The following is a 14,916-nucleotide window of genomic DNA, read 5'->3' on the forward strand; positions in this document are numbered from 1 at the left end:
GGGTTCGGGGTGTTCAGCGGCGCAGGGCGTCCACCTCGCGCTCGGCCTGCTTGCGCCCCATGTAGATGGCCAGCTTGGCCTGGATGGCGTCCAGCGATGCGAGGTACTGCGCGATGCTGCGCGCGGCCAGCAGGTCCTGCGCCACGGTGGGCGTGTCGGGGCCGAAGTGCGGCTGCAGGGTCTGCCAGGCGCGGCGCTGCAGGGCCAGCAGGCGCTGCGGGTCGTCCGCTTCGACCACAGGGGCGGGCGACGGATCGGTTGATGGGACGGGTGCCGCCGCGGCAGGTGGTGGTGATGGAGCGGCCCTGGGCGCCGCAGGCACCGGCTCGATCAGGCGCAGCGACAGCAGCGTGTCCAGATGCCCGCGCACATCGCCCAACCCCTTGGTCAGCAGGGCCTGCACACTGTCCACGCCGTTCACCAGGATCAGCAGCTGCCGTGTGGCCGGTGCCAGCCCGGCCTGCCGCTGCGCGATCTCGGCCTTGCCGCTTTCGGTCTTGCGAAACACCAGACTCGACATCCCACGTCTCCTCGTCTCTTGTTTTCATCCGACCCCGCCCAGAGCGAGGTGCCCCTTCGAGGGGCACCGAGGAACCGGCTCCGCCGGGCCTCAGGTGCCGTCCCCCTGCCCAGCGCCGAAGGCGCGCCAGAGCGGGGGGAAGCCGCACAGCGGCGCAGGGGGGTCAACAAATTCTGGGCAGTTGCTCCCCACTCAGCCAGTCCACCACCCGCCGCCCGCCGAAGCGCGTGGCCATCTGCACGAAGTGGTGTGGGTCGGTAGTGACCTCGCCGATGCACGCGGCGTCCTGCCCCAGCGGGTGCGCGCGCATGGCGGCCAGCACGGCCTCGGCCGACTCGGGCGCAACCACCGCGATCAGCTTGCCTTCGTTGGCCACGTAGAGCGGGTCCAGGCCCAGCAGCTCGCAGGCGGCGTCCACCTGCGGCTTGACCGGAATCGCCGCCTCCTGCAGCAGCATGCCCACGCCGGACTGGCGCGCGACTTCGTTGAGCGTGGTCGCCAGGCCGCCGCGCGTGGGGTCGCGCAGCACGCGCACCGCGCCGGGTGCCGCCGCGAGCATGGCGGCGACCAGGGTGTGCAGGGCAGCGGTGTCGCTCTCGATGGTGGTCTCGAAGGCCAGCGACTCGCGCTGCGAGAGCACGGCCACGCCATGGTCGCCGATGCTGCCCGAGACCAGCACCACGTCGCCCGGCCGCGCGTTGCGACCGCTGATGGACACGCCTGGCGGCAGCACGCCGACGCCGGTGGTGCTGATGAACACGCCGTCGCCCTTGCCCTGCTCCACCACCTTGGTGTCGCCGGTGACCACCGGTACGCCGGCCTCGCGCGACGCCGCGGCCATGCTCTGCACGATGCGCTGCAGGTCGACCAGCGGGAAGCCTTCTTCGATGATGAAGCTCGCGCTCAGGTACAGCGGCTTCGCACCACTCATGGCCACGTCGTTGACCGTGCCGTGCACCGAGAGGCAGCCGATGTCGCCGCCGGGGAAGAACAGCGGCGAGATCACGTGGCCATCGGTCGCCATCACCAGCCGCCCCTCGGCCGGGTCGAAGGCCGGCAGCGCCAGCACCGCGCCGTCGTCGCCCTGGCGCAGGAATGGGTTGTCGAAGGCCGCCAGGAACAGCTCCTCGATCAGCTGCGCCGCGGCCTTGCCGCCCGCGCCGTGGCCCATGTCGATGCGGCCGTGTTTGATGTCCAACGGGCGAATGTAGTTCTTCTTCACGGGTTTGGGGGCGGGCGCCTCACCGGCACCGGCCTGGTCGTGTTCGGTTCTCATGGGGTGACCTCCTCGGTGGCGGTGGCGGCGACGATGGGAATGTCGCGAAAGCGCCCGTAGGTGTAGTGCGCGGCGCAGGCGCCTTCGCTGGACACCATGCAGGAGCCGACCGGGTTCTCGGGTGTGCAGACGGTGCCGAAAATCTTGCAGTCGGTCGGCCGTTTCACGCCGCGCAGGATGGCGCCGCACTCGCAGGCCTTGTTGTCGGGCACCGACTGGTAGGCCAGGTCGAAGCGGCGCTCGGCGTCGAAGGCCGCGAAGGCCTCGCGGATCTTGAGCGCGCTGTAGGGCACCTCGCCCAGGCCGCGCCACTCGAAGCTGGGCCGCAGCTCGAACACCTCGGACACCAGGGCCTGCGCGCGCAGGTTGCCCTCGGGCGTGACGGCGCGGGTGAACTCGTTTTCCACATGGGCGGCGCCGCGGTTGACCTGGCGCACCAGCATCAGGATGGCCTGCATCACGTCCAGCGGCTCGAAGCCGGCGATGACCACCGGCTTGCGGTATTCCTCGGCGAAGTAGTCGTAGGGCGCGGAGCCGATCACGATGCTCACGTGGGCGGGGCCGACGAAGCCGTCGATGGGCACGGTGCCGAACTGGCGCACCTCGGGCGATTCGAGGATGTGGGTGATGGCCGAGGGCGTGAGCACGTGGCAGCACAGCACGCTGAAGTTGGCCAGGCCTTCGCGCTGCGCGTCGCGGATGGCGAGCGCCGTGGGCGGTGTGGTGGTCTCGAAGCCGATGGCGAAGAACACCACCTCGCGCTGCGGATTCGCGCGGGCGATGGCCAGCGCGTCGGCCGCCGAATAGACCATGCGGATGTCACCGCCGCGCGCCTTGGCCTTGATGAGCGAGAGGCTGTCGCTGGCCGGCACGCGCATGGTGTCGCCGTAGGTGCAGACGATGGCGTCGCGCTCCAGCGCGAGGCGGATCGCCAGGTCGATGCGGCCGATGGGCAGCACACACACCGGGCAGCCGGGGCCGTGGACCATGCGCACGTTGGACGGCAGCAGTTCGAGCACGCCGTAGCGGCTGATGGCGTGCGTGTGGCCGCCGCAGAACTCCATGAAGCTGTAGGAACGCTGCGGGTCGGCCTCGGCGCAGATGCGCTCGCCGATCTGTTTGGCCAGCTCGCCATCGCGGAATTCGTCGATGTATTTCATGGCTGTACCTCCGCACCGGTCATGGCCTGCATCTCGGCGAACAAGGCGAGGGTCTTCTCGGCCTCCTCCCGGTCGATCATGCCGATGGCGTGGCCCACGTGCACGATCACGTAGTCGCCGACCTCGGCCTCGGGCACCAGGGCGATGGAGATGGGCTTGCGGATGCCGCCCAGATCGACCACCGCCTGGTCGTTGTCGCGCTTCTCGACAAGGCGCGCGGGAATGGCTAGGCACATGGGGTGGTCTCCTCAACGGGGGATGTTGTCTGTGATGTCTGAAGCTGCTGCGCCGCCACCCAGGCCTGGCCGATGGCCAGCCCGGCGTCGCCGCAGCCGGGCGGACCGGGCAGGTACACGGTCAGTCCCGCATCCACCAGGCGTCGCACGGTGCGATCGCGCAGGATGCGGTTGAAAAAGCAGCCACCGCCCAGCACGGTGGTGTGGACGCCGCGCCCGCGCGCGACGGCGATCAATGCCCCGGCCAGCGCGTCGGCCAGCGCCAGGTGGAAGCCAGCGGCGGTCACGTCGGCATCGGGCGCGTCGAACAGTTGCGCCAGCACCGGGCGCAGGTCGATGCGGCCGTCGTCGTGTTGCAGCGCCCCGGCCAGCGGCGGCAGATCGGGCCGGACCGAGAGAGCGCGAGCCGCGGCCTGTTCCAGCGCGATCGCGGCCTGCGCCTCGTCCTGCTGGTGGTGGCACTGGCCCAGCGCACCCGCCGCGGCGTCGAACCATCGGCCGGCGCTGCTGGTCAGCGGGCAGTTCAGGCCCTTGTCCAGCATCTGACGCACGCCCGCCGCCACGGCCTCGCCCACCACGGGCGCGAAGCGCGGCACGATCTCGTCTGCGCGGTCCAGCGCATGCAGCGCGCTCGCCGCCATGCGCCAGGGTTCGCGCGCGGCGCGGTCGCCGCCCGGCAGGGCCAGCGGCTGCAGGTGGCCCAGGCGCGTCCAGCGCGGGCCGTCGAGCCAGAGCAGTTCGCCGCCCCAGGGGTTGCCGTCCGTTCCGAGGCCGACACCGTCGAGCGCAAGCCCGACCACCGGGCCGTCGATGCCGTGTTCGGCGACCACCGCCGCGAGGTGTGCGTGGTGGTGCTGCACGCCGATGGCGGGCACGCCCAGCGCGTCGGCGGTGGCGATCGCCAGCCGGGTGCTGAAGAAGTCAGGGTGCAGGTCGTGTGCAATGGCCTGCACCGGCGCAGCAGCAGCCTCGGCCTGCCGCGCCAGCGCCTGCACCGAGCGCTCCAGCGCGTCGCAGGCCGCCGGGTCGCTGAGGTCGCCGTGCACCGGCGACCAGTGCACGCGACCGTCCAGCACAAGGCAGGCCGCGTTTTTCAGCCAGGCGCCGACGGCGAGCACGGAGGTGGACATGGTTCAGTGGGTGTGTACGGCGCCATCCAACCAATTGAGCCAGGCGTCCATGCCCTCACCCGTGGTGGCGGACAACTGGATGACTTCAATCGCCGGGTTCACGCGCCGCGCCAGATCGATGCAGCGGGCCACGTCGAACTTCACGTGCGGCAGCAGGTCGATCTTGTTCAGGATCATCAGCTGCGAGGCCGCGAACATGTCGGGGTACTTCAGCGGCTTGTCCTCGCCCTCGGTCACCGAGAGGATGGCCACCTTGGCGGCCTCGCCCAGGCCCCACACGGCGGGGCAGACCAGGTTGCCCACGTTCTCGATGAATAGCAGGCTGTGGTCGTCGCCGTGGTGGTGATGGTGGTCATGCGAGTGGCCGTGATCATGTGCATGGTCGTGGTGGTCATGCCCATGGTCGTGCGAGTGCTCGTGGCTGTGCAGCTGCGCAAACGCCTCGGCCACCATGGGCGCGTCGAGGTGGCAGCCCTTGCCGGTGTTGACCTGGATCGCGGGTGCGCCGGTGGCGCGGATGCGGTCGGCGTCGAAGCTGGTCTGCTGGTCGCCCTCGATCACGGCCACGTGCAGGCCGGGCTGGCGCGCCTTGAGCGCCTCGATGGTGGCGCACAGCAGCGTGGTCTTGCCCGAACCGGGGCTGGAGACGAAGTTCAGCGCGGTCACACCGTGCGACTCGAAGTGCGCGCGGTTCTGCTGCGCCACGCGGTTGTTGGCGCCCAGGATGTCGGTCTCCAGCTTGATGGCGCGCTCCTGGCTCATGCCGGGCACCGACACGCGGGCCGCGCCGGCGCCGAAGTGCAGGTCGCCGTTGGCCGGGTTGACCGTGATCACGCCGGGCTCGCTGCCCGCGCTCTGTTGCACATGCCGGGCATGGGCCGGGCTGTTGTCACTGCATCCGCACACGACACACATGGTCGGTCTCCTTCAACGCTGCTTCAATCATCACTCACGCGCATGTCCACCACGCGCAATTCCATGCCGCCCGTGGGCTGCAGCTGGTAACCGCCGCAGGCCGGGCAGGCGTCGCCGCGCTGCGCGATGGCCACGGTCTGCGCGCAGGCCATGCACCAGGCCTGCCCCGGCGGCTCGTCGATCTCGATGCGCGCGCCGTCCAGCAGGGTGCCGGGCGCCAGGCTCTCCAGCGCGAAGCGCAGCGCGCGGATGTCCACACCGGCCAGCTGACCGGCTTCGAGCCGCAGTTCCAGCAGGCGTGCAAAACCTTCGCGACGTGCGGTGTCTTCCACCAGCTGCAGCACGCCGCCGGCCAGACTCGCTTCATGCATGGGCCACCTCCCCTTCCACCGCAGGCGCTGCGTCCACCTCGAACGGCACGCAGGGGTCGAACGCCGCCATCAGCAGGTGCAGCTGGCGCGTGCGCAGCGCGGCGGGCAGCGTGTTGTCCAGCGCCGAGATGCGGCGGGCCACCTCGCCGGCCGGGTGGAAGTTCCACTCGGTCGGCGCCAGCACGCGGCAGGCGTGCACCACCGGCACATCGGGCTCCAGCTCCACCTGGTGCACCAGCAGGCCGCGCGCCATCTCGACCCAGGCCAGGCCCTGGCCGTCGGCCGTGTGCAGCGCGCCATGGCGCAGCCAGCCGTCGCCCTGCCCAGGGCCGTCCGGCAGGCACAGCCGCACCAGTTCGGCCAGGCGGCTGCCCAGCAGGGTCCAGGGCGTGAGCGGCAGGCCATCGTCGGCGCTGTGCAGGCGCGCCCAGGGGCCGGTGTGGGCGCAGGCGCCGTGCCACAGCGGCTGCAGGGCAAAACCCGGCTTGAGCGCGAGCGCAGCGGCCAGCGTGCGCAGCTGGTCGTCCTGGCCGTGCGCGCGCAGGGCCCGCGCCATGTCAAGCGCCCGCCCGCTGTCGGCCTCGCGCGCGCTGCGCACCAGGGCCGGCAGCCAGCCGTCGTGGCGCGTGCTCCAGTCCAGCAGCCAGTCGGCGCCGCAGGCCTGCCATGCGCGCAGCCAGGTGGCCGCCGGCATGTGCAGGCACTCGCGCTGCAGCCACTCCTGCGCCTGCGGCCAGGGCTCGTCGCCGTTGGCCGCCGGCCGCAGCAACGGGCAGGTTTGAAGCGCTTGCAGCGCGGCACCCTGGGTGGTGCCGTCGGCGGGGCCGAGCAGGCGCGGCCAGTCCAGGCCGATGCGGCGCACATGTTCCTGCGCGGTCTCGTGGCGCAGGCGCTGCGCCACGTCCGCGGGTGCGGGCCCGGCGCCGGGGCGGGCCGCGTGGATCGCCAGCTGGGCGCAGAGCCGGTGCGCGTGGCTGCACAGGTTGAACAGGCTGGCCAGCAGGCCCGGCAGCGCGGTGGCCGGCTGGCCCTGGCCGAGCCGCCCGGCCCAGTCGCGCCGGCTGCTGTGCAGCGCCTGCGCCAGCGGTGCGCCGGGGCGCACGCACAGGCGGCCGGCCAGATCCAGCGCGGCGCTCATGCCGCGGCTCCGGGCGCGGCGCGGCGGCCGGTGAAGAAGGCGCGGCGCGCGGGCACGGGTTCTGCGGCGGGCGCGGGTGTGGGCGCCGGCCGCAGCAGGGCCAGCGAGGCCTCGGCGGTTTCGACGGCCTGCGCCTGCGTGGTGAAGCCGCCCATGGGCGAGAACAGTGCGCAGGTCTCGTGGTAGCCCACGGCCGGGTCGTGCGCACCAATGAACTCGAAGCGCTCGCTGCCGAAGCCGTGCACCGCCTTGCGCGCGACGCGGCCGCCATGGCCTTCCACCGCCCGCGGCAGGCGCACCAGGCTCATGAACCAGGGCGTGATCAGCACGCCCTCGGCGACGGTCTGCTCGTCGTCGCCCCACTGGAAGCCGACCGCCTCGACGGACAGCGCCGGGTTGAGGATGGGCACGCCCTGCATGCGCTCGGTCTGCACGAGGCGGTAGAACTGCACCAGGGCGGACACGCGGTGTTCCATGGTCTCAGTCCGGCAACAGAAGAAACTGCTCGGCATCGCAGTCGCAGTTGGGGCAGCGCCAGTGCGGCGGCAGTTCGGCAAACGGCGTGCCCTGCGGGATCTGCCACTGCGGGTCGCCGACCGCCGGGTCGTAGACCCACCAGCAGATCTTGCACTCCAGGCGCGAGCCGGGCCGCAGCACCTCGCGGTTGCCGAGGTACGAGCCTTCGAAGCCCTGGCCGTCGAAGCCGCTCATGCCTGCTCCAGATAGCCCAGCACGTCCTGCAGCCGATCGTGCGAATCGCGCAGGTCTTCCGGCGCGGCCATCGCGACCTCGGGCATGTCCACCACCTCGACCGTGTTGAGGATCACCTTGTCCATGGAGTTGTAGTACACCACGCGCCAGCAGTGCGGCAGGCGCGTGTTGGAGATGCGGCAGTTGCCGTAGCCGCGCGAGAGCAGCAGCACGCGGCCGGTGCCCAGCTGGTGATCGAGGAAGCCGATGTCTTCGGGCGTCACCGGCAGCAGCGTCAGGTTGACCACGTGCGAGGTATGGCCCGGCTGCCAGCGCGCCACCTGGTCGCGCACCTCGTCCACCAGCAGCGGGGCGTTCTGCACATTGGGCGGCAGCGGTCCGAGCCAGGGCCGGTACTCGCGCTCGGCGTCTTCTTCCGCCACCACCCGCAGCAGGGCCGGCACCGGACCGACCTCGACCACGTCGTCGACCAGCGCGCCGTCGCTGAAGGTCATCAGGCGCCAGACGCCGGCGAACACCGATTCCTGGATGCGCACCTCCAGCGTCGAGGATTCCTCGCGCACGATGGCGCTGGCCTCGCCCTCGCCCATCACCTGGTTGATCAGTTGCCGGTCTTCGGACGGCAGGGCCTGCAGGCCCACCTGCCCGCCCGCCCCGCCGTCGGCGGCCTGGTCGAGCAGCGCCAGCACCCGGGTCAGGACCTCGCGCGCGGCCGCGCGGCCGGCGATCTCCTCCGGCTCGGGCAGCATGGGCGCGCGGTAGGTGTCCATGTCCTTGGGCATGGGCAGGTAGTCGAGGTGCTCGTCCTCGGTCTGGGTGCCGGGGCCGAGGGCGACCACGGGAATGGGAAAGGCTTTCATCAGAGGCTCCTGGTGCGGCGGTGGGGCGTGGTCGGTGGGGTCAGTGGCAGCTGCTGCCGCCGGTCTGGCTGACGACAGGAATGCCGATGGTGGGCGGGCGCGAAGGCGGCATGGCCAGCGCGGCGGCGACACCGCTGAGGTAGACGTCCCAGTCCTGCATGCCGGCGATGGCCGTCACGTACTGGCCGTCGCGGAAGAACAGCAGCGTGGGCCAGCGCTGCGAGCCGTAGCGGCGCGCCACCGCGTCCTCGCTGTCGCGCGGCACCACGGCGATCCGGAAGCGGTTCGGGAACGACTTCATGAGTTCGGGCAGCACCGCCGCCACGTCCACACCTTCGGGAAAACGCACCGGGTCGCCGGCCAGCAGCACGACGCGGTCGCCGCCACCGGCGCTCCATTCCGCCACGCTGGTCTCGTCGACCCAGGTGGCGCCGAATTCGCGCGCGAGGCGCTGGACCAGGGGGGCGTGGGCTTCTGTGGTTTCAATCATGGTGTCTCCTTGTGTTCAGGCGCCCGTGAGGGCTTTCATTTGTTCGGGGCTCATCTGCGATGGCAGCGCGAAGCCCGCGTCTTCCTGCGCCTCCAGACCCTGCATGGCGCCGAGCACCAAGTCCAGCGCGGCGTTCACCTCGATCGCGCGGTCGGCGTCGATGGCTTCGCGCGCGTCGTCGAGGAAGACCAGCAGCCAGTCGCCGCTGGAGACCTCGCCGACCAGGGCGGTGTTGATGCGGCGCCGCTCGCCGCGGCCTTCGCACAGTGCGAAGCGGCCGTCGGCCTCGATCACCTGCATGGGGATGCCGATGCACATGTCAGAGGTCCTTCACCAGGAACCGGTCGTCGCCGATGCGGCAGGCTTCCTCTGCGGCGGGTCGCTGCGCTTCGTAGGCCGTCAGCGCCAGCTCGTCCAGCGTCACGGCTTCGCGCGCGGCCAGCGGGGTCTGTCGTTCAACGGGGCGCGCACCCCAGCGTTCGAGTTCGGCCACACCCAGCGCCAGCGCGTCTTCCATCGCGGCCTTGACGACCGGCCGCAGGCTGCCGCCGTAGTCCTCCAGCTCCTGCGGCTGGCAGCCGATCAGCAACACCTGCTGCGGGTACTTGCCAGTCAGCGTGGCCAGCGACAGCACTTCCTGGAAACCGGTCTGGTGCAGGCTCATCTTCTTGGCGCCCATGAAACGCGGCACCTCGTCGTCGCGCACTTGTTTCAGCGTGCCGGGTTCCAGGCCGTAGTCGATGGCGTCGAAGATCAGCAGTGCGTCGGCCTCCTGCACGTGCTGGATCAGGTACAGACCCTGGGTGCCGCCGTCGATCAGCTGCACGTGGTCGGCAAACTCCCAGCGGCGCTGCAGGGCTTCGATGCAGCGCACGCCAAAGCCTTCGTCGGCCCAGAGCAGGTTGCCGATGCCCAGCACGACGATGCGGGCCGGCGGGGTGTCACCACTGGGGTGACAGGTGGATTCGGTCGGAGTGGTGCGCATGGCAGGCAAACCTGTGTGAATTCAGCGGGGGGAAGGGGACGTGGCCGAGCCCGAGGACAGGCGCTTCCAGGCGTGGAAGCTGTCCCAGGCGGCCTGCTGCGCGAGCCAGAAGCCGGCGTCGATGCCGAACTGACGGGCGCAGCGGATGGCGGTGTCGGGCGACATCGCGCGCTGGCCATGCACCAGCTCGTGCAGGCGGCGGCGCGAGAGGCCCAGCAGCCGGGCCGCCTCGCTCTGGTTGAGCGAGAGCGGCGCCAGGCAGGTGCGCGCCAGCAGGCGACCCGGGTGCAGCGGCGCACGCACCGGCACACCGCGCGGGGGGATCGACCAGCTGACGGCCACTTTCTTCACGGCATCAGTCCTTGAAGGTCCGGCGGCCCGAAATCATCGTGGAAACGATGGACTGGCGGCCCATGATGTCTTCGCGGATCGCGGCGTAGACGTGCAGGGTGATGAACATGATCATGGCCCACATGCCCAGGCGGTGCCAGGTGTGCACGTCCTGGCTCTGGCCGAACAGCGGAATGACCCAGCCGAACATCGTGTCCTGCCACGAGCCGGCCTGCGAGCCCTCGCTGTAGAGCGCGAAGCCGGTCAGGATCATGAAGATCATCAGCACCAGGAAGCCCGAGAACATCGCCAGCCGCGCCAGCGGGTTGTGGCCCACATAACGGCCGGGCCGCGGGATCAGAAAGGCGTACCACTTGAGCATGGTGAAGATCTCGCCCCAGTAGGCCTTCTGGAACAGCGGCACCCAGAACAGCTCGCGCGCGTGGTGGTTGCCCACGATGGCCCAGTAGGCGCGGCCCAGCAGGCCGATGGCCAGGATGTAGCCGGCCGTGAAGTGCGCGAAGCGGATGTAGCCCATCAGGTAGTTCGCGCTGGCCTCGCCGGGCATGGTCGGCAGCGGTTTGCCGATGAAGTAGCCGGTGAGGCACAGCACGGTGATGGCGGCGACGTTGACCCAGTGCCAGATGCGCACGGGCGCTTCGTACACATAGACCGACTTGGTGGTCTGGCCGTGCGAGACGGCGCTCTCGTCGATGCCCGTGACATCGGCCAGGCGCTGCTGCGCCAGTTCTTGTGCAGACAGGGAGGACATGGTGATCTCCTGTGCGAGGGGGTGGCGGTCAGGCGGCCAGCTGGCCGAACAGGTAGAGCCCGGCGGCGCCGACGGCGGCACCCAGACCTCCCAGCACAGCGCCACAGCGCTCGGCCAGCCAGCGCCGGATGGCCAGGCCGACCCCGACGCCGCTGATGTGCAGCACCGCGGTGGTCAGCATGAAACCGGCGGCGTAGCCCGCGAAGCCGGTCTCGGGCGTTTCGGCGCCGTGGGCCAGGCCGTGGAGCGACGAGGCTGCGGCGATCAGCCCCAGACCCAGCACCACCGGCATCGCCCGCTGGGCGACGATCAGCATCAGGCCGAACAGCACCACGCTCAGCGAGATGGCGTGCTCCAGGTACGGCACGGTGACACCGGCCGCGCCCAGCGCCGCACTGATGACCAGCGCCAGCAGGAAGGTGGCCGGCCCTTGCCAGGCCTTGCCCTGCGGCAGGGCGGACACCGACCAGACGCCCACGGCCACCATGGCCAGCAGGTGGTCCAGGCCGAAGGGGTGGACCAGGCCTTCCATCAGACTGTGGGTGCCGTGGCCGGTGTGGGCCTGGGCAGCGCCGGCCAGACCGGCCAGCAGCGCGGCCGCTGCCACGCGACGGATGTGTTTCGCTTGCATGTGTTTCTCCTCGTTGTTCCGTGGGTTCAGCGCACCGTGACCTTGGCCATCTCCTGGCCGTCTTCGCTCATCACGTGGGTGGAGCAGGCCAGGCAGGGGTCGAAGCTGTGCAGGGTGCGCAGGATCTCCAGCGGCTGCTCGGGGTTGACCATGGGCGTGTTCATCAGCGAGGCCTCGAAGGCGCCGATCTGCCCCTTGGCGTCGCGCGGCGAGCCGTTCCAGGTGGTGGGCACCACGCACTGGTAGTTCTCGATCTTTCCGTCCTTGATCCTGATCCAGTGACCCAGCATGCCGCGCGGCGCGGCCACCGTGCCCACGCCCTTGGCTTCCTTGGGCCAGGTGGCGGGGTCCCATTTCTCGACGTTGGCGGTGGACGTGTCGCCGGCCTTGATGTTCTGCACCAGCTGGCGGAAGTCGTCCATCATCATCTCGGCGGCGTACTGGCTTTCCAGCGCGCGCGCCAGGGTGCGGCCGATGGTGGTGGGCAGCAGCTGCTTGGCGCTGTACTGGGTCTCCGGCAGACCCAGGGCCTTGGGGATGGCGCTGTTGATGGCGACCGCCGAGGCGTCCACCTGTTCCTTGACGCGCTGGCACCACTTGTTGCCCTGCATCGCGTGGGCGTAGCCCAGGATGTAGCGCGAGAGCGGGCCGACCTCGACCGCGTGGCCGCGCCAGCGCGGCGACTTGATCCACGAGTACTTGGCGGATTCGTCGAGCTGCTCGATCTTGGTGCGCGTGCCCTTGAAATTCGGGCCCTCGGGCTGGTAGTTGGCCTCGGTCACGCCGTCCCAGGGGTGCAGACCCTGGTTGTTGTCGCCGTACTTGTACCAGCTGTGGGTCACGAACTCCTGCACCTGCTCGGGGTCGCGCGGGTCGATCTCGTGGATCTTGTCCCAGTTGCCGTCCAGGATCACACCGCCGGGCAGCTGGTGCGTGCTGTGGTCGTAGGGCACCTTCTCGTAGGTGCCGTAGTCGGCCACGTTGGTGGCGCTGAGGCCGCCGCCGTAGAGCCAGCCGGCGTTCTTGTAGATGGTGCCGATGGCCAGCACGTCCGGGATGTAGACGTTGTTGTTGAACTCGATCATCTCCTTGATGCGGGCTTCAACGAAGTTCAGGCGCTCCATGTTGATGGGCGCGCCGGCGGCGCCGTCGCCGTCGAGGTTGATCGCGCAGGGCACGCCGCCGACCATGTAGTTCGGGTGCGGGTTCTTGCCGCCGAAGATGGTGTGCACCTTCACCCATTCCTTCTGCAGGTCCAGGGCTTCGAGGTAGTGGGTCACGGCCATCAGGTTGGCCTCGGCCGGCAGCACATAGGCCTTGCTGCCCCAGTAGCCGTTGCTGAACGGGCCCAGCTGGCCGGATTCGACGAACTTCTTCAGACGGTTCTGCACGTCGCGGAAATAGCCGGGCGAGCTCATCGGGTGCGAGGGCGAGACCAGGTGCTGCAGGTCGCTGGTCTTCTTGGGGTCGGCGTTCAGTGCCGAGACCACGTCCACCCAGTCCAGCGCGTGCAGGTGGTAGAAGTGCACCGCGTGGTCGTGCACCTGCAGGGTCTTGGCCATCATCTCGCGGATGAGGTGGGCGTTCAGCGGGATCTTGATGCCCAGCGCGTCTTCCACCGCGCGCACCGAGGTGAGCGCGTGGCAGCCGGTGCAGACGCCGCAGATGCGCTCCACGAAGGCCCAGGCGTCGCGCGGGTCGCGGCCCTTGAGGATCACCTCCAGACCGCGCCACATGGTGCCGGTGGAGACGGCGTTGCGGATCACGTTGTTGCTGTCGAGGTTGACCTCGCAGCGCATGTGGCCCTCGATGCGGGTCACCGGGTCGACCACCACGCGGCGGCCAGTGTTGTCGAGCTTGAAGCCCTGTGTTTCGTAAGCACCCATGTCGTGTTCTCCTGGCCTCAGGCGTGGTTCTTCGATTTCTCTTTGGACGTGTCGCGCGCCCGCTTGGCCACCGAGATGGCGGCGTGCGCGGCGACCGCAGCGCCCACCACCGCCGCGGCCTTGCCGCCGATCTCGTCGGCGTTGGCCTCGATGCCGAACTGGTGGATGTCGGTCAGGCGGTCGTAGAACGAGCCTTTGTCCCAGAAGCCGTCTTCCGAACAGCCGATGCAGCCGTGGCCGGCCTTGATCGGGAAGCTCGTGCCCTCGCTCCACATCACGGTGGAGCAGGCGTTGTAGGTGGTCGGGCCCTTGCAGCCAACCTTGTAGAGGCAGTAACCCTTGCGCGCGGACTCGTCGTCCCAGGCTTCGACGAACTGGCCGGCGTCGAAGTGCGGGCGGCGGTAGCACTTGTCGTGGATGCGCTGGCTGTAGAACATCTTCGGGCGGCCCTGGCGGTCCAGCTCGGGGATGCGGTCAAAGGTCAGCATGTAGGTGATCACGCCCGTCATCACCTCGGGAATCGGCGGGCAGCCCGGCACCTTGATGATGGGTTTGTCGGTGATGACCTTGTGGATCGGGGTGGCCTGCGTCGGGTTGGGCTTGGCGGCCTGCACGCAGCCCCAGCTGGCGCAGGAGCCCCAGGCGATGATGGCCTTGGCGTCCTTGGCGACGTGCTTGAGCTTGTCGATGAACGGCTTGCCCGACTGGATGCAGAACATGCCGTCTTCGTTCAGCGGCGGGTTGCCTTCCACCGCCAGGATGTACTGACCCTTGTACTTGGTCATGATCTCTTCGAGGATGGCCTCGGCCTGGTGGCCGGCGGCGGCCATCAGGGTGTCGTCGTAGTCCAGGCTGATCATGGAGAGCACCACGTCCTTGGCCAGGGGGTGGGCCGAACGGATGAAGGCTTCGGTGCAGCAGGTGCATTCCAGACCGTGCAGCCAGAGCACCGGGGTGCGCGGCTTGTTTTCCATGGCGTGCGCGATCTGGGGCACGAAGCTCGGAGCCAGCCCCAGCGAGGTGGCGGTGAGCGAGCAGTACTTCATGAAACTGCGGCGCGAAATGCCTTTGCGGCGCATGACCTCGTAAAAGGTTTCCATCTTGTGGTGTCTCCGTGGGCTGTGTGGGGCGGATCCGGGTCCCGCCCGCATCCTCAGGGGAATGGGCAGGTGTGTGACCGTTCGCAATCCGCGGGCCACGATCCGGCCACCAAGGGAAAACACCAACAGCGGCTCGTAAGACCTTGTCAGGAAACAAATTTTTTCAAAGACACGCAGGACACCGCCGCCTTCCACCGCTCAGGGTATTCAGTAACCTTCCGGTTTCAGAAACAAATTGGAAGATAGTCTTCCACCCCAAAAATTACACCCTGCCCGCCGAGCGGACAAAAAAAAGCCGACCCGCAGGGGTCGGCTGATGATTCGGTGCATCTCTTGGGACGCTGAAGGATTTGTTCTGATAGGACTGGGTTGTCTCCTCGGTCCCCCGCGGTCGCGGCGTCTGGC

19 protein-coding genes are annotated in these 14,916 nt (G+C 69.4%); all 19 read right to left on the minus strand.

The features are described from left to right. Positions 1-13: 13 nt before the first annotated feature. On the minus strand, positions 14-520 hold the full coding sequence (locus tag HFL01S_RS06400) for a hypothetical protein (protein WP_066256272.1): 507 nt from the start codon (positions 518-520) through the stop codon (positions 14-16). A gap of 163 nt (positions 521-683) precedes the next feature. After that, on the minus strand, positions 684-1,796 hold the full coding sequence (gene hypE / locus HFL01S_RS06405) for a hydrogenase expression/formation protein HypE (protein ID WP_066256275.1): 1,113 nt from the start codon (positions 1,794-1,796) through the stop codon (positions 684-686). Beyond that, the gene (gene hypD / locus HFL01S_RS06410; protein ID WP_066256277.1) at positions 1,793-2,956 is read right to left on the minus strand and encodes a hydrogenase formation protein HypD; all 1,164 of its coding nucleotides are present in this window, start codon (positions 2,954-2,956) and stop codon (positions 1,793-1,795) included. The genes hypE and hypD overlap by 4 nt, the downstream gene beginning before the upstream one ends. Continuing rightward, positions 2,953-3,192 carry a HypC/HybG/HupF family hydrogenase formation chaperone gene (locus tag HFL01S_RS06415; RefSeq protein WP_066256280.1) on the minus strand — a complete coding sequence of 80 codons (240 nt, stop codon included), beginning with the start codon at positions 3,190-3,192 and terminating at the stop codon, positions 2,953-2,955. The genes hypD and HFL01S_RS06415 overlap by 4 nt, the downstream gene beginning before the upstream one ends. Then, a complete protein-coding gene (locus HFL01S_RS06420; protein ID WP_066256283.1) occupies positions 3,183-4,322 on the minus strand; it encodes a Kae1-like domain-containing protein in 1,140 nt (379 codons plus the stop codon). Before HFL01S_RS06420 ends, HFL01S_RS06415 begins: the two co-directional genes overlap by 10 nt. 3 nt (positions 4,323-4,325) lie before the next feature. Further along, positions 4,326-5,237, minus strand: coding sequence for a hydrogenase nickel incorporation protein HypB (gene hypB, locus HFL01S_RS06425; protein WP_066256285.1), 912 nt, complete (start codon positions 5,235-5,237; stop codon positions 4,326-4,328). A gap of 23 nt (positions 5,238-5,260) precedes the next feature. Then, complete coding sequence (locus tag HFL01S_RS06430) at positions 5,261-5,608, minus strand: hydrogenase maturation nickel metallochaperone HypA/HybF (RefSeq protein ID WP_066256288.1); 348 nt, start codon at positions 5,606-5,608, stop codon at positions 5,261-5,263. Next, a complete protein-coding gene (locus HFL01S_RS06435) occupies positions 5,601-6,746 on the minus strand; it encodes a hypothetical protein (protein WP_066256291.1) in 1,146 nt (381 codons plus the stop codon). Before HFL01S_RS06435 ends, HFL01S_RS06430 begins: the two co-directional genes overlap by 8 nt. Next, complete coding sequence (hybE, locus tag HFL01S_RS06440) at positions 6,743-7,222, minus strand: [NiFe]-hydrogenase assembly chaperone HybE (RefSeq protein ID WP_066256293.1); 480 nt, start codon at positions 7,220-7,222, stop codon at positions 6,743-6,745. Before hybE ends, HFL01S_RS06435 begins: the two co-directional genes overlap by 4 nt. Positions 7,223-7,226: 4 nt before the next feature. Further along, positions 7,227-7,457 carry a rubredoxin gene (locus tag HFL01S_RS06445; RefSeq protein ID WP_066256296.1) on the minus strand — a complete coding sequence of 77 codons (231 nt, stop codon included), beginning with the start codon at positions 7,455-7,457 and terminating at the stop codon, positions 7,227-7,229. Beyond that, on the minus strand, positions 7,454-8,317 hold the full coding sequence (locus HFL01S_RS06450) for a hydrogenase expression/formation protein (RefSeq protein ID WP_066256299.1): 864 nt from the start codon (positions 8,315-8,317) through the stop codon (positions 7,454-7,456). The genes HFL01S_RS06445 and HFL01S_RS06450 overlap by 4 nt, the downstream gene beginning before the upstream one ends. A gap of 40 nt (positions 8,318-8,357) precedes the next feature. Further along, a complete protein-coding gene (locus tag HFL01S_RS06455; RefSeq protein ID WP_066256302.1) occupies positions 8,358-8,807 on the minus strand; it encodes a thioredoxin domain-containing protein in 450 nt (149 codons plus the stop codon). A gap of 15 nt (positions 8,808-8,822) precedes the next feature. Beyond that, on the minus strand, positions 8,823-9,125 hold the full coding sequence (locus HFL01S_RS06460; protein ID WP_066256305.1) for a HypC/HybG/HupF family hydrogenase formation chaperone: 303 nt from the start codon (positions 9,123-9,125) through the stop codon (positions 8,823-8,825). Between the two features lies 1 nt (position 9,126). Then, positions 9,127-9,792, minus strand: coding sequence for a HyaD/HybD family hydrogenase maturation endopeptidase (locus HFL01S_RS06465; RefSeq protein WP_066256307.1), 666 nt, complete (start codon positions 9,790-9,792; stop codon positions 9,127-9,129). 21 nt (positions 9,793-9,813) lie between these two features. After that, positions 9,814-10,143: a HigA family addiction module antitoxin gene (locus tag HFL01S_RS06470; RefSeq protein ID WP_245644744.1), complete on the minus strand. Its 330-nt coding sequence runs from the start codon at positions 10,141-10,143 to the stop codon at positions 9,814-9,816. A 4-nt stretch (positions 10,144-10,147) separates the two neighbouring features. Beyond that, entirely contained in the window at positions 10,148-10,894 is a 747-nt protein-coding gene (gene cybH, locus HFL01S_RS06475; RefSeq protein WP_066256310.1) for a Ni/Fe-hydrogenase, b-type cytochrome subunit, read from the minus strand. Between the two features lie 28 nt (positions 10,895-10,922). Beyond that, positions 10,923-11,525, minus strand: coding sequence for a HupE/UreJ family protein (locus tag HFL01S_RS06480; protein WP_066256313.1), 603 nt, complete (start codon positions 11,523-11,525; stop codon positions 10,923-10,925). Positions 11,526-11,551: 26 nt separating this feature from the next. Further along, the gene (locus HFL01S_RS06485; protein ID WP_066256316.1) at positions 11,552-13,411 is read right to left on the minus strand and encodes a nickel-dependent hydrogenase large subunit; all 1,860 of its coding nucleotides are present in this window, start codon (positions 13,409-13,411) and stop codon (positions 11,552-11,554) included. Between the two features lie 17 nt (positions 13,412-13,428). Further along, positions 13,429-14,511 carry a hydrogenase small subunit gene (locus tag HFL01S_RS06490; RefSeq protein ID WP_066256319.1) on the minus strand — a complete coding sequence of 361 codons (1,083 nt, stop codon included), beginning with the start codon at positions 14,509-14,511 and terminating at the stop codon, positions 13,429-13,431. Between the last annotated feature and the right edge of the window lie 405 nt (positions 14,512-14,916).

The sequence above is a fragment of the Hydrogenophaga flava NBRC 102514 genome, from assembly GCF_001571145.1.
GTDB lineage: Bacteria > Pseudomonadota > Gammaproteobacteria > Burkholderiales > Burkholderiaceae_C > Hydrogenophaga > Hydrogenophaga flava.